Below are 25,165 nucleotides of genomic sequence, written 5' to 3'. Positions count from 1 at the left end.
TATCACATCAGATCTTCAAGGAATACATCATGCAATTCAGCATCAACAAGTTCGAATACCTTTGTTATCGCCGCGATCATGGCGAGGCCGGCAGCGAACTGCTCAAACTGCTCGCCCGAATCGACCAGCACTACGGCGTGCTCATGGATATCGATACGTGGGCGCAGTCGAACGAAGCGCGCGACATCATGGACGATCATCTGCTGACGCGCATCGCGTCCGCGATCACGACGCTTCTGAGCGATCCGAACTTCCGCTTCTCGCACGACGGCATTCGCAAAATGCTGCCGCTCCAGCGCTGGATTGCCGGCTTGTTCGCGGCGAGCCCGTTCCGGAACGCGGATCACATTCTCCGCTCGCTCGGTCATAACGAAGACGCGCGCAACTCCGTGCAACTGCGCACCGCGGACATGCACAAGTTCCAGTTGCTCTACACGCCGGAATCCGAAGTGCGTCTGGATTGGGACGTGCTGTGGAACTTCGACAAAGTGGCGACGGCGAGTCTCGCGATGACGATCATGTCCTCACGCTTTCTCGGCACGCCCGCGGCGCACCAGAAGCGCGAAATGATCCTGCGCTGGCTGCCGGAGCGGCTCGATCAGGTCGAAAGCATCGACCAGTTGCCGATGGGCATTCTGCACGACATGTACATGCATAGCAGCTATGCGGACCTGCCGGGCAAGCATGACATCAAGAAGCCCATCAACACGCTGATCCGCCGCAAGTTCGCGAGCCTGGGCCTTCACGATATCGAGCGCAAGCCGCAGGCGCCGAAGGAAGGCGAAAAGCCGGTGTTGCTCGTGGTGCTCGAATGGTTCTCGAAGAATCATTCGATCTATCGCACGCATTCGCAGACGATCGTCGCGATGCGCGACAAGTTCCACATCATCGGCATGGGCTACGACGGCCGCGTGGACGAAGTCGGCAAGGAAGTCTTCCACGAGTTCATTCCGCTCGAAGGCAGCTTGTGGGACAGCGTGAAGCAGGTGCGCGATGTGAGCGAGGCGCGCGAAGCGCAGGCCATGTATATGCCGAGCGTGGGCATGTTCCCGATCACGATGGCGCTCGCGTGCCTGCGCGTCGCGCCGCTGCAATTGATGGCGCTCGGGCATCCGGCCACCACGCATGGTCATGCGATGGATTACGTGGTCGTCGAAGAGGACTATGTGGGCGACCCGGCCTGCTTCAGCGAAACGCTGCTGCAATTGCCGCGCGATGGCATGCCGTATCGGCAGCCGGCGGCCATGCTGGAACTCGACTTGCCCGCGCGAAAGCGCGCGAAGGGCGATCCGGTGAAGATCGCCGTCGCGGGTACGACGATCAAGCTCAATCCCGGCTTCCTGCAGACGTGCGCGGAGATCGCCAGGGAAGCCTCGACGCCGGTGGAATTTCACTTTCTCGTCGGGCAGGCGACGGGCATCACGTTCCCGCAGGTCCGCAACCTCGTGCGTCGCCTGATGGGCGACAAGGGCGTCGTTCACAAGCACCAGAACTACGCGAACTACATGAAGGTGATCGCCGAGTGCGACATGTTCCTGAACCCGTTCCCGTTCGGCAATACGAATGGCATTGTCGATACGGTGTGGGCGGGGCTCGTCGGCGTGTGCAAGACGGGGCGTGAAGTGCATGAGCATATCGACGAAGGCATGTTCCGCCGTCTCGGCTTCCCCGAATGGATGATCGCGAAGACGACCGAAGAGTACAAGACCGCGGCGCTGCGGCTCATCGACGACGGAAAGGAGCGCGCTCAGCTCGCGCGCAAGCTGGCCGGCCGCAAGGCGGTCGAGAAGCTGATTTTCAAGGGTCGCCCGGAAATCCTGGGCGAGCGTATCGAGGCGTTGTGGCGGGATCAGATCGCTGTCGAAGCATCGTGCGAAGCGGCGTGAGGTGAACATGAAAGAGACTAGCAAGGCATCATTGCGCCGTTCGCGCGACCCGTCCTTCGTTCAGCGCTATCTGGTGGGTGACGGGCTCGATATCGGCGGGAAGGACGATCCGCTGACCCAGCACATGGCCTCGTTTCCGCTCATGCGCAGCGCGGCCGTGCGGGACGCATCGCAAGGCAGCGTGACCGCGATGGACGGCGTGCCGGACGCCCGATACGACTTCGTGCACGCGAGTCACATACTCGCGGAGCAGGACAATCCGCATAAGGCGCTCGCGCGCTGGCTCGATCTCCTGAAGCCGGGCGGCCACGCGGTCATCACCGTGCCCGATGAGGATCTCTATGGCAAGGGCGACTGGCCGAGCCGGTTCAATCGCAATCACAAGGCGAGCTTCACGATCTGCAAGCCGGCGCACAAACTGCCGCGTTCGATCGATGTGCTGGAACTCGTGTCGGCCATGTCGAACGTGGCGCAATGCGAGCGCGTGACGCTGCTTCGCGATCACTATGACGACCAGCGGCATAGCGTGGATCAGACCGACAAGGGTTTTGCGGAGTGCGCCATCGAGATCGTCCTGCGCAAGCGCGACGTGCCGACCGCGCGCGCGATGCTCGAGACGGCGGCGCAGGCGCGCAGCGCCGGGCAGGGCATTGCCGCGTGCAAGGACGCAGCGCGCACGTATCCCTATCGTTTCGATGTCTATCATCGTGCGATGCTCGAATTCCTGCGCTGGGAGGTTCCGCACGAAGCCGACGCCTTATGGGACGAGTGCGCGAAGCGGCTGGCCGGCGAACATCCGCCGCAGCTCTACAAGGTGCTGCACGCCATATCGCGCGGCAAGCTGCAGGAAGGCTTCGCCATGCGCGAGGCGCTCATGGCTCCGTTCGGCTGGAGGCGCAGGACCACTGTGCAGCCGCCGCATGGCGTGGCGCAATGGACGGGGCAGCCTCTGAACGGCAAGTCCATCGCCATCTGGAGCGAGTTCGGTCTGGGCGATGAAATCTTCTTCCTTCGCTTTGCACGCATTTTTCGCGAACGGTGCGGCGCGCAGAAAGTCGTGGTGGTGTGCCAGGCGCCGCTCGCGGAGCTGTATGAAGCATCGGGCGAGGCCGACGAGGTCGTCAGCGTCGAGAACGTCGCGAAGCTGCCTCACGTCGATTTCTGGGTGTTTCCCCATGCCATTCCGGCCTGGCTGAAGCTCGATCTCGAAGCGTTGCCCAGCACGACGCCGTATCTGCGCGCGCCGGAGGGCGTGCCTTCGAAGCTCCCGGCGGCAGCGCATGACAAGCTGAAGGTGGGGATCGTCTTCAAGGGCAATCCCACCCACGAGAACGACCGCCACCGCTCGTTGCCCTCGCTTGCCGTGCTCGACGACGTGTTCAAGCTCGAAGGCATGGAGTTCTACAGCCTGCAAAAGGGCGCCGGCGCGGATGAAGCCGCCCGGTACGCGAGTGAACGCCCGAATTTCCACGATGTCGGCGTCGCGCTCGAGACGATGGCGGAAACGGCCAGCGCAATCGCGTCGCTCGACCTCGTCCTCACCGTCGATACATCGGTCGCGCATGTCGCGGGCGCAATGGGCAAGCCCGTCTGGTTGATGCTGCCGTGCTATGGCGACTGGCGCTGGCATTACACGCGCGAAGACAGTCCGTGGTATCCGAGCATGCGATTGTTTCGCAGACGCTTTGGCGCCGACTGGTCGGAAGTGGTCGCTCGCATGGTCGGACATCTGCAGCAGTTCAGGTTCTCCATGCCTGCGCGTTTGCTCGCGAACGCGCGCGCCTCCGGCATCTGATGGTCATCGTGGCGGCCGCGGGATGTTCTCCCGCGGGCCGCTACGCTTCGATTGCTGTGAGAGAGCAACGATATCGGGGGAATTCGACATCCGTCTATATCTGCTCCCAAGGCCGTAATCTAAATTCCTGATCAACGCGTTTCGGCGCGCTGCCAACAGCGCCGCCGCGGTCCGCGTTCCACCGAGGCATTCAATCATGCACTGCTCGCACCGCTTATCCGGGTGCGATCGAATCGTCAGCTACTCCTGTCCAGAAAATCCTATGTCTGTTCCAAAGCATCTTGTCCGCGTGTTTCACTTATGTTGTAAAGGCGTCGGCTGGGCCAGCATGTTTCTGCTTCCGGTGTTCTTCACGCTGTCATTCTTTATTCTCGCAGCGTTGAGCTTCGGGATCTGGCAATCGCTTATTCCGGTCGCGGTCGTGTTCGCCTCGTTCATGATCGCGATCACGGGCATGGTGTTCATCGAAAGCGGGAAGTACGCGCACGCCACCGCCTTTCACCGGGCTTCGATGCCGCTGCATCGTTTCGCGTGGCCTTCATTGGAGCCGATCGGACCTGCGCCTCGCGGCGACCTTCGCGCGGAGGGCGCGCAGCAGCATTGCGAACGGTGAAACGACCGCTTCGGTTCATTACGGATGGAGATAATAAACACTCCAAATCATCGAGGAAGGATTGGTGAAAGGTAGTGACGCAAAATCGTAAAACGTCCTGCATCCACGCGATGCATGCTTTGCATGCGTTCGGCTGTGCCGTACAATCGGCTCCAGAGGACATGCAGGTCGGGCAACGGGATGATAAACCGCAGTCTGACGCCGAGGTGTATTGAGGAATCCATGTCGTCTGTTTCAGTTTTCGATTCGAAGTACGATGCATTACATTCGGGTCAGCCTATGAATGGACAGACAAACAAGGTCCGCATAATAATCGCCGACGACCATCCCATTGTCTTGCTCGCGCTTGCCGATCAGTTCTCGAAGCTTCCTGGGTACGAAATCGTTGCAACCGTGCATTCGGGGAAAGAGCTAATCCGCGTGCTCGAGAGAACGCCAGTGGATCTCATCATCACGGACCTGGTCATGCAAGGTGACGAGGAGGCGGAACTCGATGGCTTGCGGCTCGTCAGCATGCTGAGACGCTCGCATCCGGAAGTGCCCATCGTCATCGTCACCATGACGACGAGCGGCGGCATGTTCCATGAGCTATGCAAGCTCGGCGTGGCCGCCATCGTCAGCAAGGAAGAGCCGGCGCACGAACTGGCGCAGATGAGCCTTCGCGCGATGAGCAAGACGGAAACCCTCATTTCGCCGAAGATCGAACATCGTCTGGCGCGCGAGGGTTCGACAACCCGCGATCTCGCGCGTGAGCAGCCGCTCTCGCCGAGGGAGCTCGAAGTCGTGCGTCTGTTCGCGCAGGGGCTCTCCGTGACGGAGATCGCGCGCACGCTGAACCGGTCCGTGCCGACCATCGCCACGCAGAAGCGCTCGGCCATGCGCAAGCTGCATGTCGACAATCACGTTGATCTCGTCAAGTACGCCGCCAAAACGGGACTGGCCTGATGGAACGCTTCTTCGCCGCATCGCAGGATTCGCCTCTGCAGATGCTGCGGATGCTCGAAAGCAATCTGAAACGTGAGCGGCGCATCTTTGCGATTGCAGTGGGCCTGTTGATCTTTGCCTCGGTGTGCGTGGCGGCGGGCACCACTGCTTTCCTGATCGGCACCACGGTCAAAAGCGAGCAGGTGGACGTGCAGATGACGGTGCGCAGCCTGAACGTCGCGATCTTCGATCACTATGCAACCGTTACGCCTGGCGGGCTGCTGCTGGAAGTGAATGCAAACCGGCTGTCCGCGCCGAGCCAGAAGGCGCGCGCGCAATCGGAATGCGCGCCGTATCCCTCCACCGTGCAGGACACGGTCCTCAGCCGAAGCTGTGAGCAGGCGTGGCATTCGCCCATCGACATGAGCAAGCCGCTGCCCTTGCAGTTCGCGTTGGCGGACCGGCCCGCATCTTACGGATTCAATTTCTTCCCCGATACGGATGTACCCGCGCGCGCTGTCGAAAAACTGGCCGTGCTCGTCGAGGCTGCGAAGGCCCGCATCTCCGACTACGGCATCGACATTCTGGAGGCCGCCCGGACGCGTCGCGTGATGTGGTTGTCCGCCCCGCCCGCGCTGCACCTTCCGCGTTCCTCGATCGTCGTCTTCATGGCGGTCGAGAAGGACGGCCAGCCCTACGGTTTCGTGTTCACGTATTTCGTGCTGGAGACGCTGCTCGCCAACGCCACGGCGAACGCGTCCATGTCGGAGATAGCCGTTTTCGGCATGGACGGCCAGGTCGTCGCCGGTAAGGAAAGCGACCAGACTGAGTTTATGGAGTTGAATTTGAGAACGAGTCCCGTGGCTGTGCCGCGCTGGTTTGTCGGTCAGGGCTGGGGCTTGAGAATGCCGCCCCTCGACCTCAGGGTCGGGCGTATCGTCGCAGCGTTGCCGCTCAAGGTCGTCATTTCGGCGCTGCGCCAGGAGATCGGCGTCGTCCTGCTCGTGACGGCCGCGCTCGTGGCCATGCTGCTCGCGATGTACCGGTACTGGAACTATCGCTTCCTCACGCGCACTTACGAGCGAACCTGTCGCGCCGTCGAGGGCGAAATCCTGAATCACTTGCTGGTGCAGGCTACGCCCGTGGGGCTGTGCATCGTGTTGCAGAAGGATTTCAGCATCATCGCGGCGAATCAGGTCGTGCGCAACATGCTCGACCGCGACGGCGCGGCCGTGAGAATTCCCCCCGAGCTGTGCACCGAGTTCAAAGCGCGTATCGCCGAAGACTCGCCGGAAAACCGCGACGGCGCCATCAGGCAGTTCAAGTTTTCATTCGCGAAGTCGGACGCCGCGCCGATTCACACCGAGATTTCCTACACGTCGGCGGTCGTGAACAAGACGCAGGTGCTGTTCTGCGCGATTGCGGATATCAGCGACCATCACGAGGCCGAACGGCTCCTGCGGCAAGCCAAGGAAGCGACCGACGCCGCGGCCAAGGCCAAACTGAGCTTCTTCGCGTCGATGAGCCACGAGATCAGAACGCCCTTGTCGTCGCTCGTCGGCAATCTGGAACTCGTGGCGCTCGGCTCGCTCTCGCCCGAGCAGCAGGCGCGAGTGCAGGCCATGCAGGCATCGGCGAGCGCGTTGCTGCATGTGGTCAACGACGTGCTCGATTTCTCGAAGATGGATATCGGCGAAATGCGCCTGTACCCGGAATGGAGCTCGATCGAGGATCTCGTCGTGCGCGCGACGATCGCGCAGGCGCCGCTCGCGAACCGGCAGGGACTGCGGCTCTTCGTGATCATCGATCGGGCATGTCCTCGCAAGCTCTGGTTCGATCCGATTCGCATCACGCAGATTCTCAACAACCTGTTGAGCAATGCCCTCAAGTTCACCTATTCGGGCAAGGTCGTCACGCGGGTGCGCTGGGTCGATGCCGCGCTCGAACTGAGCGTCGCGGATTCGGGCGTCGGCATTCCGGCGGAACAGTGCGAAAAGCTGTTCCAGCCTTTCGTGCAGGGCGATGCGCAACGTCTGACGCAGGCGCATGGAACCGGGCTCGGCCTGTCGATCTGCGCACACCTTTGCAAGCTGATGGGAGGGCGTGTGTCGCTCAGGAGCACGGAAGGCGTGGGGACCCGGATCACGATTTCACTGCCGCTGAAAGCGCCCGAACCCGAAAGCGGCGATCGGCGTGCGCTTCACGGCAAGCCGGCGATCATGTGCCGCGCCGGCGAGTATCGGGAGTGGTTCGATAACCTCTACGAAAAGAGCACCAGCGTGCTCACCTATGTGACCGGCAAAAGTCCGGCGGCAGCCGTGAACGCATGCGACTATCTCGTCGCAACGGACGAGTTCGAAGACCAGGAGATCGACGCGATCTGGAAGGACCGCACGCGTCTCATCCGTGTCACGCAAAAAGGTCCGCTCGTCCCCGTGATTCACGACGACGGCTCGTTCGAGATGAGCGTGTACGGTATCGAGAGCTTTCGGGAGGCGGTGCGGAGCATCGGCGTTCGGGCCGATCCTGCTCGCGGGCAAGCGAGCGTCGCAGCGGACCGGCGCGTTGCATCGGCCCCGCGCGAGGAAAAAATGCAGGTGCTGATCGCGGAAGACAACGTGCTGAATCGCAGCCTGTTGCGCGATCAACTGCTGGAGCTCGGCGCAGCGGTGCTCGAAGCGGTGGACGGCGAAGAAGCGCTCGATGTGCTGCGCAAGCATCGGGTCGACATCGTACTGACCGACATGGACATGCCGCGGATGACGGGCGCGCAATTGCTCGTCGCCGCACGCCAGCTCGATCCGTCCATGCGCATCTATGCGGTCAGCGCGAGCGCGAGCGCACAGGACGTGGAACAGGGCCGCGCCCGCGGCTTTACGGACTATCTGACCAAGCCCGTGCCGCTTGCCGTGCTGGCCGGCATCCTGCAGGCGAATGCCGCGCAAGAACCTGCATCCGGGCCGGCAGCCGGCGAGGACGACGATGACTTGCCCCCGCGCTTGCCCGCGGTGCCGCCCAGCTATGCCCACGTGTTCCTGCGGCAACTCGATGAGGATATCGTCACGCTCGACGCCGCGTGCCAGCACCGCGACCTGCGGGCGTTGAGCCGCTGGGCGCACAAACTGGCGGGCGGGCTGTCGGTGCTGGGCCCGTCGATGCTGCTCGACCAGTGCCAGGAATTGCGCGCGATCCTGGAAGAAACCGGCGACTGGGTGGCGGATATCTGCGAGTTCGTCAAGCTCATCCGCGTCGATCTGATCGAGATGCGCGATCTTCATCAGGTCTCTTTCAAGACTTAGGCGAGCTCTCCCGCCCGCTCCCGCCGATTATTCTCCCACAGCGCATTCTGACTTTCCTGCCAGCCGGATTATGTTTTTCCGGCGACATAGTACTTTACGCCCCAGTCCTTTCAAATTCACCGCGCGCACGGGTTTTGCCTCATCGAAAGCTTTCGTTTCAAAGACGATCATGAGTGGATGTCCCTGCGCGCCGCGCATCGGATGCCGTCGAGTGAAACTGTGATATCGCTGTAAGGACAATGTCGCGAAGCCGGCCGCAAGAACCGTCGCGCGACCCAAAAATGGAGACATCATGGATACGAACTCTGTCACACCGCCCGGTGCAAAAGGCGCGTCGCACGCCGATAACCACAAGCAGACGAAGAAGGCGACCGCGAGCGGCTGGATCGGCTCGGCGCTCGAGTACTACGACTTCTTCATCTACGCGCAGGCCGCGGCGCTGATCTTCCCGCAGCTTTTCTTTCCATCGGGCAATCCGAAAGTGGCGATCGTCGCGTCGCTTGCAACTTACGGCGTCGGCTACGTCGCGCGGCCGATCGGGGCATTCGTGCTCGGCCACTGGGGCGACACGCACGGCCGCAAGACCGTGCTCGTGCTGTGCATGTTCCTGATGGGCGTCTCGACGATGGCAGTCGGCCTCTTGCCGACGTATCACAGCGTCGGCATGCTCGCACCCACGCTGCTCGTGATCCTGCGTCTGGTGCAGGGTTTCGCGGTCGCGGGCGAAATCTCCGGCGCGAGCTCGATGATTCTCGAACACGCGCCGTTCGGGCGGCGCGGCTTTTTCGCGAGCTTCACGCTGCAAGGCGTGCAGGCCGGGCAGATTCTCGCCGCGGCCGTGTTCCTGCCGCTCGCGTACTACATGCCCGAGGACGCGTTCAATGCGTGGGGCTGGCGCATTCCGTTCCTGCTCTCGGCGTTCGTGCTGATCGCGGGCTACATCATCCGGCGCGAAGTGCACGAGACGCCCGCGTTCGAGAACGAAGGCGAAAAGGGCGCGGTGCCGCGCTCGCCGATCGTCGATGCCTTCAAGTACAACCTCGGCGACATGTTCCGCGTCGTCTGCATGGCGCTGATGAACGTGATTCCCGTCGTCGCGACCATCTTCGGCGCGGCCTACGCGGTGCAGGCGGCCTACGGCGTCGGCTTTCACAAGAGCGTGTATCTGTGGATTCCGGTCGTCGGCAACATTCTCGCCGTGCTGGTGATTCCAATCGTCGGCAACCTGTCGGACAAGATCGGGCGCAAGCCGCCGATCATCGTCGGCGCGCTCGCTTCCGGCGTGCTGTCGTATCTGTATCTGTACGCGATCAGCATCCACAACGTCTGGCTCGCGATCTTCGCGTCGCTGATCATGTGGGGCATCGTGTATCAGGGCTATAACGCGATCTTCCCGAGCTTCTATCCCGAGCTCTTCCCGACGCGCACGCGCGTCTCCGCGATGGCCATCTCGCAGAACGTCGGCACCACGATCACGGCGCTGCTGCCCGCGCTCTTCGCGACCGTCGCGCCGCCCGGATCGACGAACATTCCGTTCACGATCGGCTCGATCACGCTCGCCGTGACGATCATCTCGGCGATCGCCGCGTGGAGCGCGCGGGAGACCTATCGCATTCCGCTCAACCAGCTCGGCGAAGCGAACGCGCGGCCCGTCGAGAAAGCGGAGTACGACCGGCTGCGGGCGGAATCGGTCGCCAACGCGCGCGCTTCTTAAATCTCCTTTGCTTTTTTCCTTCTCGGGCGGTGCGTGAAAACGCGCCGCCGGGGTGAACTCGCGTTTTCTTTTTGACACGGTGGAATCGAAGTGAACACAGACTCAGGCAAGACACGCATCGCGGTGGCGGGTGCGGGCTATATCGGACAGGCGCACATGGGCGTCGCGCAGACGAGTGCGGATTGCACGCTCTCGGCTATCGTCGATCCGGCGCCGGCGGCGGCCGCCATCGCCGAAAAAGCGGGCGTGCCGCTCTACAGGACGCTCGACGAACTGCTCGCGAAAGACCGTCCCGACGGCATCGTGCTCGCGACGCCGAATCAGTTGCACGTCGAGCATGCGCGCATCTGTCTCGCGGCGGGCGTGCCGATGCTGCTGGAAAAGCCGATCGCGCCGACCGTCGAGGAAGCGCAGGCGCTCGTCGACGAAACCGAACGCTCGGGCGTGAAAGTGCTGATCGGGCATCATCGCGCGCATAGCCCGATCATGGCGCGCGCGAGGCAGGTGATCGAGGAAGGGCGGCTCGGCAAGCTCGTCGCGGTGATGGGCAGCGCCGTGTTCTTCAAGCCCGACGAGTATTACGCGAGCGCGCCGTGGCGGCGCGAGCCGGGCGCCGGCCCGATCCTGCTGAACATGATCCACGAGGTCCACAATCTGCGCATGCTGTGCGGCGATATCGTCGCGGTGCAGGCGTTCGCCTCGCACGCGACGCGCGGCTTTCCCGTCGAAGATACGGTGGCGATCAATCTGCGTTTCGCGAGCGGCGCGCTCGGCACGTTCATGCTGTCCGATACGGCCGCGTGTCCGCGCAGCTGGGAGCAGACCTCGCAGGAGAACAAGGCGTATGCCACGTATCCCGACGAAGACTGCTACGTGATCGCGGGCACGACCGGGTCGCTTTCCGTGCCGACGATGCGTCTCAAGTCCTACGCCCGCGCCGAAGATCGCTCGTGGTGGAAGCCGTTCGAGGAAAGCATCGTGCCGATGACGCGCGACGATCCGCTCGCGCATCAGATGGCGCATTTCGCGAGTGTAGTGCGCGGCGAAGCCGAGCCTATTGTCAGCGCGCGCGACGGGCTGCAGAATCTGCGCATCACCGAGGCTATCGTGCTTGCCGCCAGCACGGGCGGCATCGTCGAAATCGCTTAACTCCGCTTAACTCTCCACGCAAGGAAATCTCATGGCAAAGATCCTGACGCTGCATGGCGTCAACCTCAACATGTTCGGCAAGCGCGATCCGAAGCAGTACGGCACGGCGACGCTCGCGCAAATCGACGAGCAAATGGCCGCGCTAGGCAAGGAACTGGGCGTGGACGTGGAGTGCTACCAGACGAACATCGAAGGCGAGATGTGCTCGCGCATTCACCGCGCGTTCGAGGAAAAGGTCGATGCGATCGTGATCAACGCGGGCGCGTGGACGCATTACAGCTACGCGATCCGCGATGCGCTCGCCATTCTGAGCGCACCGATCATCGAAGTGCATATGTCGCACGTGCATGCGCGCGAGGAATTCCGCCACAAATCGGTGTTCGCGGAAATCGCGAAGGGACAGATTTCGGGATTCGGCGTGGACAGCTATCTGCTAGGCCTGCGTGCGGCCGTCGCCGCGATCAACGCGGGCAAGTAAGGCCGATCAGGCAGGTGAAGCAAGCGGCGAGGCGTGGTTGCGCCTCGCCGGTTCATCGGGTCAGGCCGGGCGGCTGAAATCCTGCGAGCGGCCCGTTTTCGGCTCGCGCTCCGCCTGCGGGCGCAGCGGCTCCGTATTGCGCTGCGCTGCGCCGCGGATGAACAACACCGCGCATACGGCGCACAGTCCCCACACTACGGCGATGATGGTCAAGTAGTTCATTTTCACTTCCCCGATGAACGCGGAGCGGCGTGCGTCCGCTCTCGCGCTTAGATCTTGTTTCCTGTTTCCCGGTCCCTTGGTCCTGTCACGCCTGCGACGCGGGCATCGCCAGCAACCGGCCGATCAACTGCTCCGCGAGCGCCTGCTGCTCGGTGATCGACACGGCGTCGGCGTCGGTGGCATCGCGCCCGGCGTGCAAGCGCCCGGCGAGTCGCATGATGTTGTCCGACACCGACTGCAGCGTGCTCAGCAACTCGGCTTGCGTGGCCGGCGTGCCGTCCTGCGGTGCTTCAGCGAAACGCTCCGCCGTACGATGCGGCCTGGCGTTTCCTTCCATCGTCTGATACATGGCGACTCCCCGTGAGTGGATGATGCGATTGTCCGCCGTCGCGCCGAAATCAATCCTCCGAATAACACCTGATTCCGGTCTCAAATCGTTTGTTGTTCGCTCTGAAGATTGGCGCGCGATCACGGGTTGTCCACTCAGCAAGGTCTGCGGGCCGCCGGGCGGTAAAATCGCAGACTCCCTTGCCGAGATAGTGAGCGTTTTTTCCGCCGGCCAATATGACCATCCGCACCAAAAAACCACACTTTTTGCCCGATTGGCGGTGCGTGGAGAGGTCGGAATGAGGCAGGACAGCGAGCGGCGCTTCTAAAGCGGTAATTTGTGCGATACAGCAGGCATTTAACATCGACATGGTTCAGGGCAACACGAACGAAGCTTCTCTCAAGCGCGGCCTGAAAAGCCGCCACATTCAGCTGATTGCGCTCGGCGGGGCGATCGGCACCGGACTTTTTCTTGGCGTCGCGCAAACGATCAAACTCGCCGGGCCCTCCGTGCTGCTCGGCTACGCCATCGCCGGCGTGATGGCGTTTTTCATCATGCGGCAACTGGGCGAGATGATCGTGGACGAGCCGGTCGCGGGCTCCTTCAGCCATTTCGCGGACAAATACTGGGGCCATGCGTCCGGCTTCATCTCGGGATGGAATTACTGGGCCATTTACATCCTGGTGAGCATGGCCGAGCTCTCGGCGATCGGCATCTACATGCAGTACTGGTGGCCGGCTTTGCCGACCTGGGTATCCGCGCTCGCGTGCTTCGTGATCGTCAACGCGATCAACCTGACGAGCGTGAAGTCGTACGGCGAGACGGAGTTCTGGTTCGCCATCGTGAAAGTCGCGGCGATCGTCGGGATGATTCTTTTCGGCGGCTATCTGCTCGCATCGGGCAAGGCCGGTCCTGAGGCGAGCGTCGCGAACCTGTGGCAACTCGGCGGCTTCTTTCCGAACGGCGTGAACGGGCTCGTGATGTCGATGGCCGTGATTATGTTTTCGTTCGGCGGCCTGGAACTCGTGGGCATTACGGCGGCGGAAGCGGAAGACCCGTCGAAAAGCATTCCGCGCGCGACCAATCAGGTCATCTACCGCATTCTCATTTTTTATGTCGGCGCGCTCGGCGTGCTGCTTGCGCTGTATCCGTGGGACAAGGTCGCGACCGGCGGCAGCCCGTTCGTGCTGATCTTCCGCGAGATGAACAGCACGCTCGTCGCCAACGTGCTCAACGTGATCGTGCTGACCGCGGCGCTTTCCGTGTACAACAGCGGCGTCTACGCGAATAGCCGCATGCTCTACGGCCTCGCGCAGCAAGGCAACGCGCCGCGCATGTTTGCAAACGTGAGTGCGCGGGGCATTCCGCTGACGGCGCTCGGCGTCTCGGCGCTCGTGACGGCGGCGTGCGTCGTCATCAACTATGTGATGCCGGGCCGCGCGTTCGGCCTGTTGATGGGCCTCGCGGTGTCGGCACTCGTCATCAACTGGGCGATGATCAGCATCATCCATCTCAAGTTCCGGCGGCAAAAGCGCGCGCGCAACGAAACGACCCTGTTCCGCAGCTTCGGCTATCCGCTCACGAACTACGTGGTGCTCGCGTTCCTCGCGGGGATCGTCTGGGTGATGTTCGAGACGCCGGACCTGCGGCTGTCCGTGTACCTGATCCCGGTTTGGCTGGCCGTTCTCGTAATCGGCTACTATCTCAAAAAACGGGGCACTGACGCGCAACGCGCCGGCCGTCTCGAATCCCGCTGAAATCCTCGCTCCGACACACATACCATGTTCGAACATATCGATGCCTACCCTGGCGACCCGATCCTCTCGCTGAACGAAAACTTCCAGAAGGACCCGCGCACGAACAAGGTCAATCTGAGCATCGGCATTTACTTCGACGACGAAGGCCGTCTGCCCGTGATGCAGGCGGTTCGCGAAGCGGAACTGTCGATCCTGAAAGAGCTCGGCCCGAAACCGTATCTGCCGATGGCCGGTTTCGCGCACTATCGCGACGCCGTGCAGCAACTCGTGTTCGGTCACGACAGCCCCGCGCGCGCCGCGGGCCGCATCGCCACGGTGCAGACGCTCGGCGGCTCGGGCGCGCTGAAAGTGGGCGCCGATTTCATCAAGCGCTATTTCCCGCAATCGAAAGTGTGGGTGAGCGATCCGACGTGGGAAAACCATCGCTTCATCTTCGAGCGCGCGGGTTTCGAGGTGAACACGTACCCGTATTACGACGAAGCCACCGGCGGCCTGCGCTTCGATGCGATGCTCGAAGGCATCGACAAGCTGCCCGCGAAGAGCGTCGTGCTGCTGCATGCGTGCTGCCATAACCCGACGGGCGTCGATCTGGATCAGGCGCAATGGCTCAAGCTCATCGACGTGCTGCAAAAGCGCGATTTGCTGCCGTTCGTGGATATGGCGTATCAGGGCTTCGGCTCCGGTCTCGATGACGACGCGTTCGCCGTGCGCGAACTCGCGCGCCGCGGCGTGCCGGCGTTCATCGCCAATTCGTTCTCGAAGAATTTCTCGCTGTACGGCGAGCGCTGCGGCGGCCTGCACGTAATCTGCGACGATGCCGCCGAAGCCGACCGCGTGCTCGGCCAGTTGACGAGCGCGGTGCGCGCGAACTACAGCAATCCGCCGACGCACGGCGCGAAGATCGTGACGCACGTGCTGAACACGCCCGAACTGAAGCAGTCGTGGGAGAAGGAACTCGCGTCGATGTGCCAGCGCATCGCGCGCATGCGCCAGGCGATCCACGACGGCCTGAAGGATCACGTGCGCGGCGAAATGCTCACGCGCTACGTGAAGCAGCGCGGCATGTTCACGTACACGGGCCTCGTCGCGGAACAGGCCGACCGGCTGAAAGAAGAGTTCGGCGTGTATATCCTGCGCTCGGGCCGCATGTGCGTCGCGGGCCTGAACGAGCGCAACGTGCAGGCCGTCGCCGATGCGATCGGCAAGGTGCTCGCGCCAAAGTAAGCGCTACAGATCGGGGCAGGACAGCACGTTCTGCCTGGGCAGGCTGCCCGGCCCCGTCTCCACTTTCGTGCCGCGCACCGGCGTGAGGATGAGCCTCACGCTCGTCGTGCCTTCGTTCGCGAGCACGTACACGTCGCCGCTGCCTTCCGGCTGCCAGTACACGCGAAACACCTCGCCTTCCTTGTAGACGTGCAGCGCGCCGTGCCTCACGACGCCGCCACGCCAGAAATTCACGCTTTCCCCTTCGCGCAGCGCGAACATGCCGTCTTGCCCGTTCGTGGCGCTTTCGAGCGTGCCGCACACGGCGTCGGCGGCGCGCGCATGGGTGCAGACGGCGAGCGCCGTCGCGCACAGGATGATCGATCCGCGGTTCATCGGTCATGCCCTCCTCATGAAAAATAATCGGCAGGCGCGTTCATCGTAAGCGCGTGCGCCGTGCCGCGCTTATCGCAAGATATGCGCCGACGTTCCGCCGCGCGTGTGCTAATTTGAATGGAAGCACTTCGATCTTGGAGGGCGTCATGACCGTGATCGCACCGGACGAAAGAGCGGATTTTCTGGCGATCCTCGCGCGGCATCGGCTGGAGGAAAGCGACTTTCTCGTGCAGGAAGGCGGCGCGTCCGATGTCGTGGACGATGTTTATCCGCTGCAGGGCCACGTCACCATCACGCGGCGTTCCACGTTGAAGGAACGCGAATATCGCATCGGACACGGCACGGAATGGACCGCCGCGTTCGAAAAGGATTTGAACAAGGGCGTGTTCGGCTGAACAGGCACGCCGCAGGCAGGTTTTTCACGCACTTTTTCGACGCGGAGCACGCGATGAGACCGTCCGAATTCGAATCGTTCAAGGCGCATGTCGCGATGCTGCTGCGGGATTTGCCGCGCGGCATGACGGCGGATCTCACCGATGTCGCCGTCGCGTACTGGAACGGCACACAGGTGGTCGGTGCGTATCTGCGCGATAACGGCCGCATCGACGAAGATTTCGAATTCGACGAAAACGCGTGGGGCAACTGGCGCGACGAATTTCTGCTCTGGTTCGACGCGCCCCGTTTCACCGAGCGCGCCGACTTGAAGGCCGCGTTCGTCGCCGGCGTCATGACCGCGAACCTGCCCGGCGGGCGCTGGCCGCGTCCGCTCTGACGTCCGCTTTGACTTCCCCCGACTTCATCCCTGACGAAGTCCTTGCACGCACGCCGTTCATTCCTCAGAACGGCACAACGATTGCTCCCTCCGACGACGCCCCAGGCCCGAACCGCGACCGCTCGACGGCCGCGTTCCGGCATCCATCGTCACGGAGGAATTTCGCATGGCTGTTCACGGCAGACTTCATCCGCTCACGTTTTTTACGGCCATCGTGTTCATCGTCATCGGCGCGGCGCTGGCGGCGGGCGGCGCGTATCTCGTGACGCTGAAAGGATCGTGGTACTACGCGATCGCGGGCGCGGCCATCGTCGTGACCGGGCTTCTGCTGCTGATACGGCGGCGTTCCGCGCTGCTGCTCTTTGCGCTCATGCTGTTCGCCTCGACGATCTGGGCGGTCGTCGAAGTGCGTTTCGATTTCTGGCAGTTGATGCCGCGTCTGTGGATCTGGCTGCTGCTCGCGATCTGGCTGCTCATGCCGTTCGTGCATCGCGGCGCGCTGTTCGGGCCGCCCTCGACCGCGCGTGCGGCGCGCACGCCGCTCGCCGCGGCGATCGTGATCGTGCTGCTGCTCGGCATCGGCACGTTCTTCAACGATCCGCACGACCGGCCCGGACGCATCGACGTGGACGTGGCCGCCGATGCCAATCAGCCCGATCTCAACGCCGCGACGGGGCGTAAGCCGGGCGACTGGACCGACTATGGCGGCTCGCCGCTCGCGCAACGCTATGCGCCGCTTGCGCAGATCACGCCGCAGAACGCGCATCAGCTGAAAGTGGCGTGGACGTATCGCACCGGCGACATGCCTGGCGATGACGATCCCACCGAAACCACGGACGAGAACACGCCGCTCAAGGTCGGCGACACGATCTTCCTGTGCACGCCGCACAGCAAGGTGATTGCGCTGGATGCCGCGAGCGGCAAGGAAAAATGGCGCTTCGATCCGCAGATTCAGAGCCCGGTCGGGTTCAAGCACTGGGAGCACATGACCTGCCGGGGCGTCGCGTATTACGACGCGGCGATGCATCCGATGCCTGCGGTTGCGGTTGCGGCTGAGGCGCCCGCAGCGGCCGAAGCGAGCGCGCCCGATGCCGCATCGGCGACGCCCGAAGCGCCCGCGCAGACGCCCGCCCAGACCACCGCGCTGGCTGAATGTCCGCGTCGCCTGTTCCTTCCGACAGCGGACGCGCGCCTGATCGCCCTCGACGCGGACACCGGCAAGGCGTGCACGCGCTTCGGCAAGGACGGCGCGGTCGATCTGCGCGCGAACATCGGCCCGTTCACGCCGGGCGGCTACTATTCGACCTCGCCGCCGGCTGTGTTTCGCAACCTCGTGATCGTCGGCGGCCACGTCACCGACAACGAATCGAACAATGAGCCTTCAGGCGTGATCCGCGCGTTCGACGTGAACGACGGCCATCTCGTCTGGAACTGGGACCCGGGCAATCCCGACGCCACCGAGCCGATCGCGCCCGGTGGCACCTACGTGCGCAATTCGCCGAACATGTGGTCGATGTTCAGCGTCGACGAGCAGCGGGGCATGATCTATCTGCCGATGGGTAATCAGACGCCCGATCAGTGGGGCGGCGAGCGCACGCCGCAGGCGGAAAAGTTCGCCGCGGGCCTCGTCGCGCTCGACGCCGCGACGGGCAAGCTGCGCTGGAACTATCAGTTCACGCATCACGATTTGTGGGACATGGATGTCGGCGGCCAGCCGACGCTCGTCGATTTGCAGACGGCGCGGGGCATGCAGCCGGCGGTGATTGCATCGACGAAGCAGGGCAGCATCTACGTGCTGAACCGCGAAACCGGGCAGCCGATCGTGCCGATCGCCGAGACGCCCGTGCCGCAGGGCGCGGCCAAGGGCGATCGCACCGCGCCGACGCAGGCCGTCTCCGCGCTCAATTTCAATCCGCCGCGTGTGAAGGAAGCGGACATGTGGGGCACGACGCCTTTCGATCAACTCTGGTGCCGCATCAAGTTCAAAAGCCTGCGTTACGACGGGGCGTTCACGCCGCCCTCAGAGCAGGGCACGCTGGTGTTTCCGGGCAATTTCGGCGTGTTCGACTGGGGCGGGATTTCCGTCGATCCGGTACGGCAGATTTTGATCGCGAATCCGGATTACATGGCGTTTGTGTCGAAGCTGATTCCGCGCGAGCAGATTCCGGAAAGCAATGGCGAGAAGAAGGGCAGCGAGACGAGCGGCATCAAGCTCGCGCGTGGCACGCCGTTCGGCTATGAGATCAGCGCGTTCCTTTCACCGCTCGGGATTCCGTGCCAGGCGCCGCCGTGGGGCTACATGGCGGGCGTGGATCTGCGCACGAACAAGATCGCGTGGATGCACAAAAACGGCACGATCCGCGACAGCGCGCCCCTGCCGATTCCCATGCCGCTCGGGGTGCCGAGTCTCGGCGGGACGATGGTGACGGCGGGCGGCGTCGCATTCCTCACGGGCACGCTCGATCAATACGTGCGCGCCTACGACGTGCGCGACGGCAAGAAACTGTGGGAGGCGCGCTTGCCGGCGGGCGGACAGGCCACGCCGATGAGCTATGCCGATGCAAGCGGCAAGCAGTACGTGCTCGTGACGGCGGGCGGTCATGGCTCGCTCGGCACGAAGGCGGGCGATTACGTGATCGCCTACACGTTGCAATGAAGCGCGGAGCCTTCGTCGTGCTTTACGCGCGGCGATAGGCTTCGGCCATCAGGGCGCTGACTTTCGCGCGCGCGGCCAGGGCGTCGCGCGCGGCGCTGCGCAGCTTGACGGCGATGAACGAAACGAAAGCGATAGGGGTGGCGGCGATGATGCCCATGATCGAACTCCTGACTAGGGGTAACTAACTAGGTAATAACCCTAGGTTAGCATACTCGACGCATCGCAACAAATTCCTTTCGGGAAATTGACTGTGCGCGCGGGCGAATCGTCGATGCGCTATATTCATGAATATATAGCGCATCGACCTTTTCATGCTGACGCAAACCATCGAATCCTCCAGCCGTGAGTCCGCCGGCGTCGGCTACGGCGCGACCATCACCACCGTCAAGGCGGCGCGCGATCACGAGCGCGCCGAATCGATACGCGATCTCGTCGATGCGCATCGGCGCTTGCACGGCAGCGTGCTGCGCTTTTTATCCCTTTTCGACGGTGGTCGCGCCCGCATCGCGCGACGCGCGCCGCAATCGCTCGAAGCGTTGGCCGGGCTGCTGGAAGAGAAAGCGCGGGCGGCGGGATTTGGCCGCATGCGTGAGCTGAGCGCGGCCGTGCAATCGGCGCGCGTGGCCGCCCGTCAGCGCGAGTTGCTTTTCTTCGACTCCTTCGGCACCGATACACCCGCGTTGCGCGAAGCCGCGTGCGCGCTGGAGCGCCTCGACGCGACGCTCGTCGGACTATGCGTGGAGCATGTTCTGCGCGTGAACGCGAAAAGCGCAACGCGCCGCGGCTAGACCGGCGGATCGATCTTCTGCGGCACGGCGTCGAGTTGCCGGAACACGCTGAGCCAGTCTTCGAGATGCCAGGTCTTCGCCACGCGGCCGTCGCGCAGTTCGTGGAACGAATGGATCGCGAAGCGGATCGGCTTTTTCGTCGCGGCAATGCCCATCAGCGGGCCGGACTGTGTGCCGCTCACTTCCGCGCGTGTGCCCACGCGGTTGTCCTGCACCAGCATGTCGAGAATCTGGATGCGCATGTCGGGCAGCGCGCTCGCGAGATCTTCGAAGATGGGGATCATCTGATCGGGGCCATGCCGTTGTCCGGGCGGCTCGGGAAGGTATTCCCAGTCGGGCGTGACGGCTTCGCGCAAGAGCGCGACGTCCTGCGTGGCAAACGCGCGATAGAGACGCTCGACCGCTTCGCGCGCGGCCGGCTGGGTCAGGTGGGCTGCCTGCATGGTGCCTCCTTGGAAACGGTGAGGGCGCGGCACTGCGGATTCACTCTATCCCAATGGCCCCGCGAGCGCAGGAACGGCCGCGCAGCCGTGTTAAGCTCACGTTTCTTCGCTGGGGAGTAGCCGGCTTTTCCGCACCGGAAAAGCGCTCATGTCAACACGCTCGGCCGTTCAGGTCGTGGCATGAGCAGCCATCACAGGTTGGCAAGACCATCGACAGAATTCGCGACCGGTCGGGCGCGCGTTCTGTCGTTCCATCTTGCCCGACCAGAGCGCTACTCGATGAACCTCGCATCCACGATATTCCTTGCCTTCGCCATGTCCACCGACGCCTTCGCCGCCGCGGTCGGCAAGGGCGCGAGCCTGCACAAGCCCCGCATCGCGGAAGCGCTGAAGACCGGCGTGATCTTCGGCGTGATCGAAGCGCTGACGCCGCTCGCCGGCTGGGCGCTCGGCAAGGCGGCCGCGCAATACGTGACCGCCTGGGACCACTGGATCGCGTTCGGCCTGCTCGGCCTGCTCGGCGCGCGCATGATCCGCGAGGGCTTCGGCGCGCCGAGCCACGACGAGGAAAAACCCAACTCGCATTCGTTCTGGGTGCTGGCGCTGACGGGCTTTGCGACCAGCATCGATGCGATGGCGGTCGGCGCGGGCCTCGCGTTCATCGACGTCGATATCTTCTCGACCGCCGCGACCATCGGCTTCGCGACCATGCTGATGGTGACGATCGGCGTGATGGTCGGCAGGATCGTCGGCGCGACGATCGGCAAGCGCGCGGAGATTGCGGGCGGGGTGATCCTGATCGGCGTCGGCTGCGTCATTCTGGCCGAGCATCTCGGGTATCTGAGCTGACGGCGAAGGGCGGCGAAGGGCGGCGAATCAGGCGTATCGACTGAAAATCGGCAGAAATATATTAACAACCACTGCCATTGAATCGATACGATCGGTCAATCCACTGCCTATCGACCGAAAAACAGATCGCCATGCCACGTCCGATTTCCGCGCGCATTCATCTCGATGCCATTCGTCACAATCTCCGGGCCGTCAAACGCACCGCGCCGTCTTCGCGCGTGTGGTCCGTCATCAAGGCGAATGCGTACGGTCATGGCATCGAGCGCATCTATCCGGCGCTTGCGGAGGCCGATGGCATCGCGCTGCTCGATCTCGACGAAGCCGTGCGCGTGCGCGAACTCGGCTGGACGAAGCCCGTTCTGCTGCTCGAAGGCGTGTTCGAACCGAAGGATGTCGAGACGGCGGACCGGCATCGGCTGACCGTCACCGTGCATTGCGAGGAGCAGCTGGCCATGCTCGAAGCCGCGCGGCCGCGCGAGCGCATCGATATCCAGTTGAAAATGAACTCCGGCATGAACCGGCTCGGCTTCCGGCCGGGCGAGTTCGAGCGCGCGTGGCGGCGCGCGTCGGCGATCGGGTCGATCGGCTCCATCGGTCTGATGAGCCACTTTGCGAACGCGGACGACGGCGCCATCGACTGGCAAATCGACGCATTCGACGCCGTCGCGCGCGATCTGCCCGGCACGCGCTCGCTGGCCAATTCGGCGGCGGTGCTATGGCACCCGCGCGCGCATCGCGACTGGGTGCGGCCCGGAACGATCCTGTACGGCGCATCGCCGACGGGCTGCGCGCGGCATATCGAAGACGCCGGTCTGCGCGCCGCGATGACGCTGTCGAGCCGCATTATCGGCGTGCAGACGCTTACGCCCGGCGAAACCATCGGCTATGGCCGCACGTTCGCCGCGGATCGCCCGATGAAGATCGGCGTGGTCGCATGCGGCTACGCGGACGGCTATCCGCGCCACGCGCCCGCAGGCACGCCCGTCGCGGTGGACGGCGTGAGCACGCGCATCGTGGGGCGGGTGTCGATGGACATGCTCACCGTCGATCTCACGCCGTGTCCCGCGGCGGGCATCGGTTCATCGGTCGAACTGTGGGGCGAGCGGATCAAGGTGGATGAGGTCGCGGAGCCTTCCGGCACGATCGGCTATGAGCTGATGTGCGCGCTCGCGCGGCGTGTGCCCGTTGCCGTCGATGCGGGGGTGATGGCTGAAAAGGAAGCGCATACCGTTTGACCCTCACCGGATTGCGCACACCGCCGGCGCTTATTCGCGCGCTGTCGCAAAACTTGAAATCGACCTTTCGTCCCGCTATACCTTCAAAGAATCGGGAGTAAATCTGTAAGGAATCGCTGTTGCCCGGGCGCTCGCGTATCCGGCGGCGTGTCGTTTCGTCCGGACCGCGGGCACGTTTCGAATCCAAGATCAACGAGGAAACGACATGTACCATCAGACGTACAACCCGCTGGGCAATGTCTTCCTTTCTACGATCGTCGCGGCGATTCCGATTCTCACGCTGCTTTATTTCATTGCGCTGCATCGCCATCGCGACTCGCAGGGCAACGTGCATCTGGGCATATCGGCGCCGTATGCGGCGTTCTTCGGCGTGATTGCCGCGTTCATCATCTCGTGTCTCGTGTTCCGGATGCCGGTGACATCGGCGGTGTCGGCGTTCGCGCTCGGCTCGCTTTCGGGATTTCTCGGCATCATCTGGATCGTGCTGGCCGCGATGTTTCTCTACACGATGAGCGTCGTGACCGGCAAGTTCGAGATCGTCAAGGATTCGATCGTCCACATCTCCTTCGACCGGCGCTTGCAGTGCGTGCTGATCGCGTTTTCGTTCGGCGCGATCATAGAGGGCACGTCGGGATTCGGCACGCCGGTGGCGATTGCCGGGGCGGTGATGGTGGGGCTCGGCTTCCGGCCGTTCCAGTCCGCCGTGCTGAATCTGCTTGCGAATACGGCGCCTGTCGCGTGGGGCGCGATCGGCACGCCGATCGTCACGCTCGCCGCCGTCAGCGAACTCGATCAGGTCACGCTCTCCGCGATGGCGGGCCATCAGTTGCCGCTCGTCTCGGTGCTCGTGCCGTTCTGGCTCGTCGCGACCTTCGTGAAAATGGAAGGCGGCTCGTGGAAGGAAGTCTTCGAAGTGTGGCCGGCGATGCTCTGCGCGGGCGGCTCGTTCGCGATCATGCAGTTCTACGCGTCCGGCAGTCACGCGCTGCATTTGATGACGGATGTGGTGTCGGGCGTGTTCTCGGTGATCTGCACGGCGCTGTTCCTGCGTTTCGTGTGGCATCCGAAGACGCGCTTTCTGCTCAGGTCCGAGCGCGAGGCGTTGGCGCAGCAGGGCAAGACCACGACGACGGTCGCGTTGAACAAGGCGGAATGGAAGTACAAGTATTCGGTCGGCGAAACGATTTATGCGTGGATGCCGTGGGTGATTCTGATCGCGTGTTGTGCGCTGTGGGGCGTGCCCGAATTCAAGAAATTCCTGAATAACGTGTTCGCGGGCGTCCCGTTCTCCACGACGCTTTTGGGCTCGCCGTTCAAGGGCACGCTGTCGCTACCGGTGTGGGACATGCCCGCGCTGCACAACCTCGTGCAACGCATGCCGCCCGTCGCGCCCGTCAATGCGAAGGCGGAAGCGGCGCGCTTCACGATCAACTGGCTGTCGGCGGCGGGCACGGGCGTGTTCGTCGCGGCGATGCTGTCGGGCTTCGTGCTGCGTCTGTCCGCTTCGCAGTGGAAGGACGCGTTCACGCAGACCATGCGCCGCATGAAGATTCCGGTGCTCGTCATTGCGCAGGTGCTGGGTCTTGGCTTTCTCACGCGCTACTCGGGCACGGATGCCGTCCTCGGCCTGGCGTTCACGGGCGCGGGCGTGTTCTATCCGTTCTTCGCGGCGTTCCTCGGCTGGCTCGGCGTGTTCCTGACGGGTTCCGACACGGCTTCGAACGCGCTCTTCGGCAGCCTGCAGCGCATCACCGCGCAACAGCTCAATCTCAATCCGATCCTTATCGTCGCGACGAATTCGACGGGCGGCGTGATGGGCAAGATGATCGATGCGCAATCGATCATGGTCGCGTGCGCCGCGTGCTATGACGATCCGAAAGAGCGCGCGTTTGCGTTAGGGCCGATTTTCCGGACGGTGTTTTTCCATTCGATCGCGGGGGCGGCGGTGATCGGTATTATCGCGATGCTGCAGGCTTATGTGTTCCCGTGGATGATTCCGGTGCCGCCGGGGGGGTGAGGGGGGGCGGGGTGTGGGTGGGTTCTTGCGGCCTCGCAGCGATCCTTCAGTCCCGCGTGGATACAAAGGTGGTTTTCATCCTCGGCCAGCTTGCGGCGATCCAACCGCTTACCGATAAAGGAAGGGGAGCGAGATCGCAAGGCAAGGCAGTCGTGACTTGCTGAAAGCGTGCGCTTACCTTATGCCCGGTCGCAGTGTCATAGTTGCCGGGGTCGCTCATCTACTCCGGTTCGATGTCGTTGAAATACACGTCGTGCGTTATCGGCAACAATCCGACGTCGTCGCGTCCGTTGCATTTTTCGCGAGATGCCGCTTCACCTCGTTAGCCACCGTGTTCGCTGTGACGAGTTCAAAATCGCTCTCGCGAAACTGCTCGAGCCGAGCGAGCAGCCCGCTCTCCGGCGCGAGACTGTTCTTTTCGAAAATCGTCGTGTCAATGGCCAGTGCGGTGATTTCACCGGCAAGGATTTGATTGTTGATTTTCTCATCCATGAACGTTGGTGCAGCTAACAGTAGTGGTCAGATCCTCGCCCGGCACAAGTCATATTTCCCAGGTGTCGATGATCGCAGGAGCGACTTGAAAATAGCATGCGACGTCCATCCGATGACAGCCTATCCCAGCGCTTGATTTGAAACAGTTT

The 25,165-nt window shown here is 63.0% G+C and carries 23 protein-coding genes and 1 riboswitch; of the genes, 17 read left to right on the top strand and 6 right to left on the bottom strand.

Annotation, left to right across the window (positions count from 1 at the left end; all coding sequences use genetic code 11):
• Nucleotides 1-29 precede the first annotated feature (29 nt).
• From AWB70_RS09800 to aroQ, 8 genes are all read left to right on the top strand, one after another.
• The gene (locus AWB70_RS09800; protein ID WP_053571886.1) at nt 30-1,886 is read left to right on the top strand and encodes a peptide transporter; all 1,857 of its coding nucleotides are present in this window, start codon (nt 30-32) and stop codon (nt 1,884-1,886) included.
• Between the two features lie 7 nt (nt 1,887-1,893).
• Nucleotides 1,894-3,681, top strand: coding sequence for a methyltransferase domain-containing protein (locus AWB70_RS09795; protein WP_053572142.1), 1,788 nt, complete (start codon nt 1,894-1,896; stop codon nt 3,679-3,681).
• A 196-nt stretch (nt 3,682-3,877) separates the two neighbouring features.
• Nucleotides 3,878-4,294 (top strand): hypothetical protein, encoded by a 417-nt coding sequence (locus AWB70_RS09790; RefSeq protein WP_143281623.1) that lies wholly within the window; start codon nt 3,878-3,880, stop codon nt 4,292-4,294.
• 114 nt (nt 4,295-4,408) lie between these two features.
• A complete protein-coding gene (locus AWB70_RS09785) occupies nt 4,409-5,239 on the top strand; it encodes a response regulator (RefSeq protein WP_327349141.1) in 831 nt (276 codons plus the stop codon).
• Entirely contained in the window at nt 5,239-8,517 is a 3,279-nt protein-coding gene (locus AWB70_RS09780; RefSeq protein ID WP_053571889.1) for a hybrid sensor histidine kinase/response regulator, read from the top strand. Before AWB70_RS09785 ends, AWB70_RS09780 begins: the two co-directional genes overlap by 1 nt.
• A 292-nt stretch (nt 8,518-8,809) precedes the next feature.
• Nucleotides 8,810-10,231 carry an MFS transporter gene (locus AWB70_RS09775; protein ID WP_045459641.1) on the top strand — a complete coding sequence of 474 codons (1,422 nt, stop codon included), beginning with the start codon at nt 8,810-8,812 and terminating at the stop codon, nt 10,229-10,231.
• 90 nt (nt 10,232-10,321) lie between these two features.
• On the top strand, nt 10,322-11,380 hold the full coding sequence (locus AWB70_RS09770; protein WP_075644318.1) for a Gfo/Idh/MocA family protein: 1,059 nt from the start codon (nt 10,322-10,324) through the stop codon (nt 11,378-11,380).
• 31 nt (nt 11,381-11,411) lie between these two features.
• A complete protein-coding gene (gene aroQ / locus AWB70_RS09765) occupies nt 11,412-11,858 on the top strand; it encodes a type II 3-dehydroquinate dehydratase (protein WP_014253094.1) in 447 nt (148 codons plus the stop codon).
• Between the two features lie 60 nt (nt 11,859-11,918).
• Here the strand turns inward: aroQ and AWB70_RS38990 are convergent, their stop codons facing one another.
• Nucleotides 11,919-12,080: a hypothetical protein gene (locus tag AWB70_RS38990; RefSeq protein WP_167351020.1), complete on the bottom strand. Its 162-nt coding sequence runs from the start codon at nt 12,078-12,080 to the stop codon at nt 11,919-11,921.
• An 85-nt stretch (nt 12,081-12,165) separates the two neighbouring features.
• Nucleotides 12,166-12,429, bottom strand: a complete 264-nt coding sequence (locus tag AWB70_RS09760) for a hypothetical protein (RefSeq protein WP_053571890.1) — start codon at nt 12,427-12,429, stop codon at nt 12,166-12,168.
• 347 nt (nt 12,430-12,776) lie between these two features.
• Between AWB70_RS09760 and AWB70_RS09755 the strand changes: the two genes are divergently transcribed.
• Together AWB70_RS09755 and AWB70_RS09750 are read left to right on the top strand one after the other, a co-directional pair.
• Nucleotides 12,777-14,165: an amino acid permease gene (locus AWB70_RS09755; RefSeq protein ID WP_053571891.1), complete on the top strand. Its 1,389-nt coding sequence runs from the start codon at nt 12,777-12,779 to the stop codon at nt 14,163-14,165.
• A 24-nt stretch (nt 14,166-14,189) separates the two neighbouring features.
• Complete coding sequence (locus AWB70_RS09750; protein ID WP_053571892.1) at nt 14,190-15,389, top strand: amino acid aminotransferase; 1,200 nt, start codon at nt 14,190-14,192, stop codon at nt 15,387-15,389.
• 3 nt (nt 15,390-15,392) lie between these two features.
• Here AWB70_RS09750 and AWB70_RS09745 read toward each other — a convergent pair whose 3' ends face one another.
• Complete coding sequence (locus AWB70_RS09745; RefSeq protein WP_053571893.1) at nt 15,393-15,764, bottom strand: hypothetical protein; 372 nt, start codon at nt 15,762-15,764, stop codon at nt 15,393-15,395.
• A 146-nt stretch (nt 15,765-15,910) separates the two neighbouring features.
• Here AWB70_RS09745 and AWB70_RS09740 point away from each other — a divergent pair, with 146 nt between their 5' ends.
• The 3 genes from AWB70_RS09740 (at nt 15,911) to AWB70_RS09730 (ending at nt 19,192) form a co-directional block, all read left to right on the top strand.
• Entirely contained in the window at nt 15,911-16,159 is a 249-nt protein-coding gene (locus AWB70_RS09740) for a hypothetical protein (RefSeq protein ID WP_014253098.1), read from the top strand.
• 53 nt (nt 16,160-16,212) lie between these two features.
• Entirely contained in the window at nt 16,213-16,536 is a 324-nt protein-coding gene (locus AWB70_RS09735) for a hypothetical protein (RefSeq protein ID WP_014253099.1), read from the top strand.
• 166 nt (nt 16,537-16,702) lie between these two features.
• Nucleotides 16,703-19,192 (top strand): glucose/quinate/shikimate family membrane-bound PQQ-dependent dehydrogenase, encoded by a 2,490-nt coding sequence (locus AWB70_RS09730; protein ID WP_053571894.1) that lies wholly within the window; start codon nt 16,703-16,705, stop codon nt 19,190-19,192.
• A gap of 22 nt (nt 19,193-19,214) precedes the next feature.
• On the opposite strand, the gene AWB70_RS39520 is transcribed toward AWB70_RS09730, so the two are convergent.
• On the bottom strand, nt 19,215-19,349 hold the full coding sequence (locus AWB70_RS39520; RefSeq protein ID WP_268760626.1) for a hypothetical protein: 135 nt from the start codon (nt 19,347-19,349) through the stop codon (nt 19,215-19,217).
• A 154-nt stretch (nt 19,350-19,503) separates the two neighbouring features.
• Here AWB70_RS39520 and AWB70_RS09725 point away from each other — a divergent pair, with 154 nt between their 5' ends.
• Nucleotides 19,504-19,980 (top strand): hypothetical protein, encoded by a 477-nt coding sequence (locus tag AWB70_RS09725; protein ID WP_053571895.1) that lies wholly within the window; start codon nt 19,504-19,506, stop codon nt 19,978-19,980.
• Here the strand turns inward: AWB70_RS09725 and AWB70_RS09720 are convergent.
• Nucleotides 19,977-20,423: an ester cyclase gene (locus AWB70_RS09720; RefSeq protein WP_063786755.1), complete on the bottom strand. Its 447-nt coding sequence runs from the start codon at nt 20,421-20,423 to the stop codon at nt 19,977-19,979. The two genes, AWB70_RS09725 and AWB70_RS09720, sit on opposite strands and share 4 nt — an antisense overlap.
• A gap of 99 nt (nt 20,424-20,522) precedes the next feature.
• Nucleotides 20,523-20,694: riboswitch (yybP-ykoY riboswitch) on the top strand.
• Between the two features lie 8 nt (nt 20,695-20,702).
• Here AWB70_RS09720 and mntP point away from each other — a divergent pair.
• From mntP to AWB70_RS09705, 3 genes are all read left to right on the top strand, one after another.
• Nucleotides 20,703-21,272 (top strand): manganese efflux pump MntP, encoded by a 570-nt coding sequence (gene mntP, locus AWB70_RS09715; RefSeq protein ID WP_045459656.1) that lies wholly within the window; start codon nt 20,703-20,705, stop codon nt 21,270-21,272.
• Between the two features lie 131 nt (nt 21,273-21,403).
• Nucleotides 21,404-22,507 (top strand): alanine racemase, encoded by a 1,104-nt coding sequence (gene alr, locus AWB70_RS09710; protein ID WP_053571896.1) that lies wholly within the window; start codon nt 21,404-21,406, stop codon nt 22,505-22,507.
• Nucleotides 22,508-22,712: 205 nt separating this feature from the next.
• Entirely contained in the window at nt 22,713-24,524 is a 1,812-nt protein-coding gene (locus tag AWB70_RS09705) for an L-lactate permease (protein WP_053571897.1), read from the top strand.
• Nucleotides 24,525-24,782: 258 nt separating this feature from the next.
• On the opposite strand, the gene AWB70_RS09700 is transcribed toward AWB70_RS09705, so the two are convergent.
• Complete coding sequence (locus tag AWB70_RS09700) at nt 24,783-25,016, bottom strand: PIN domain-containing protein (RefSeq protein WP_053571898.1); 234 nt, start codon at nt 25,014-25,016, stop codon at nt 24,783-24,785.
• Nucleotides 25,017-25,165 lie beyond the last annotated feature (149 nt).

Origin of the sequence: Caballeronia cordobensis, from assembly GCF_001544575.2 — a bacterium.
GTDB lineage: Bacteria > Pseudomonadota > Gammaproteobacteria > Burkholderiales > Burkholderiaceae > Caballeronia > Caballeronia cordobensis.
This window is presented reverse-complemented; position numbering and strand designations above follow the sequence as displayed.

Bases quoted from the DNA above. Each gene is read 5' to 3' on its own strand.
- AWB70_RS09735 (WP_014253099.1), top strand. From the start codon at position 16,213: ATGAGACCGTCCGAATTCGAATCGTTCAAGGCGCATGTCGCGATGCTG.
- AWB70_RS39520 (WP_268760626.1), bottom strand. From the start codon at position 19,349: ATGGGCATCATCGCCGCCACCCCTATCGCTTTCGTTTCGTTCATCGCC.
- AWB70_RS09750 (WP_053571892.1), top strand. From the start codon at position 14,190: ATGTTCGAACATATCGATGCCTACCCTGGCGACCCGATCCTCTCGCTG.
- AWB70_RS09760 (WP_053571890.1), bottom strand. From the start codon at position 12,429: ATGTATCAGACGATGGAAGGAAACGCCAGGCCGCATCGTACGGCGGAG.
- mntP (WP_045459656.1), top strand. From the start codon at position 20,703: ATGAACCTCGCATCCACGATATTCCTTGCCTTCGCCATGTCCACCGAC.
- AWB70_RS09725 (WP_053571895.1), top strand. From the start codon at position 19,504: ATGCTGACGCAAACCATCGAATCCTCCAGCCGTGAGTCCGCCGGCGTC.
- AWB70_RS09705 (WP_053571897.1), top strand. From the start codon at position 22,713: ATGTACCATCAGACGTACAACCCGCTGGGCAATGTCTTCCTTTCTACG.
- AWB70_RS09795 (WP_053572142.1), top strand. From the start codon at position 1,894: ATGAAAGAGACTAGCAAGGCATCATTGCGCCGTTCGCGCGACCCGTCC.
- AWB70_RS09790 (WP_143281623.1), top strand. From the start codon at position 3,878: ATGCACTGCTCGCACCGCTTATCCGGGTGCGATCGAATCGTCAGCTAC.
- AWB70_RS09785 (WP_327349141.1), top strand. From the start codon at position 4,409: ATGCTTTGCATGCGTTCGGCTGTGCCGTACAATCGGCTCCAGAGGACA.
- AWB70_RS09800 (WP_053571886.1), top strand. From the start codon at position 30: ATGCAATTCAGCATCAACAAGTTCGAATACCTTTGTTATCGCCGCGAT.
- AWB70_RS38990 (WP_167351020.1), bottom strand. From the start codon at position 12,080: ATGAACTACTTGACCATCATCGCCGTAGTGTGGGGACTGTGCGCCGTA.
- AWB70_RS09740 (WP_014253098.1), top strand. From the start codon at position 15,911: ATGACCGTGATCGCACCGGACGAAAGAGCGGATTTTCTGGCGATCCTC.
- alr (WP_053571896.1), top strand. From the start codon at position 21,404: ATGCCACGTCCGATTTCCGCGCGCATTCATCTCGATGCCATTCGTCAC.
- AWB70_RS09745 (WP_053571893.1), bottom strand. From the start codon at position 15,764: ATGAACCGCGGATCGATCATCCTGTGCGCGACGGCGCTCGCCGTCTGC.
- AWB70_RS09755 (WP_053571891.1), top strand. From the start codon at position 12,777: ATGGTTCAGGGCAACACGAACGAAGCTTCTCTCAAGCGCGGCCTGAAA.
- AWB70_RS09720 (WP_063786755.1), bottom strand. From the start codon at position 20,423: ATGCAGGCAGCCCACCTGACCCAGCCGGCCGCGCGCGAAGCGGTCGAG.
- AWB70_RS09775 (WP_045459641.1), top strand. From the start codon at position 8,810: ATGGATACGAACTCTGTCACACCGCCCGGTGCAAAAGGCGCGTCGCAC.
- AWB70_RS09780 (WP_053571889.1), top strand. From the start codon at position 5,239: ATGGAACGCTTCTTCGCCGCATCGCAGGATTCGCCTCTGCAGATGCTG.
- AWB70_RS09700 (WP_053571898.1), bottom strand. From the start codon at position 25,016: ATGGATGAGAAAATCAACAATCAAATCCTTGCCGGTGAAATCACCGCA.
- aroQ (WP_014253094.1), top strand. From the start codon at position 11,412: ATGGCAAAGATCCTGACGCTGCATGGCGTCAACCTCAACATGTTCGGC.
- AWB70_RS09730 (WP_053571894.1), top strand. From the start codon at position 16,703: ATGGCTGTTCACGGCAGACTTCATCCGCTCACGTTTTTTACGGCCATC.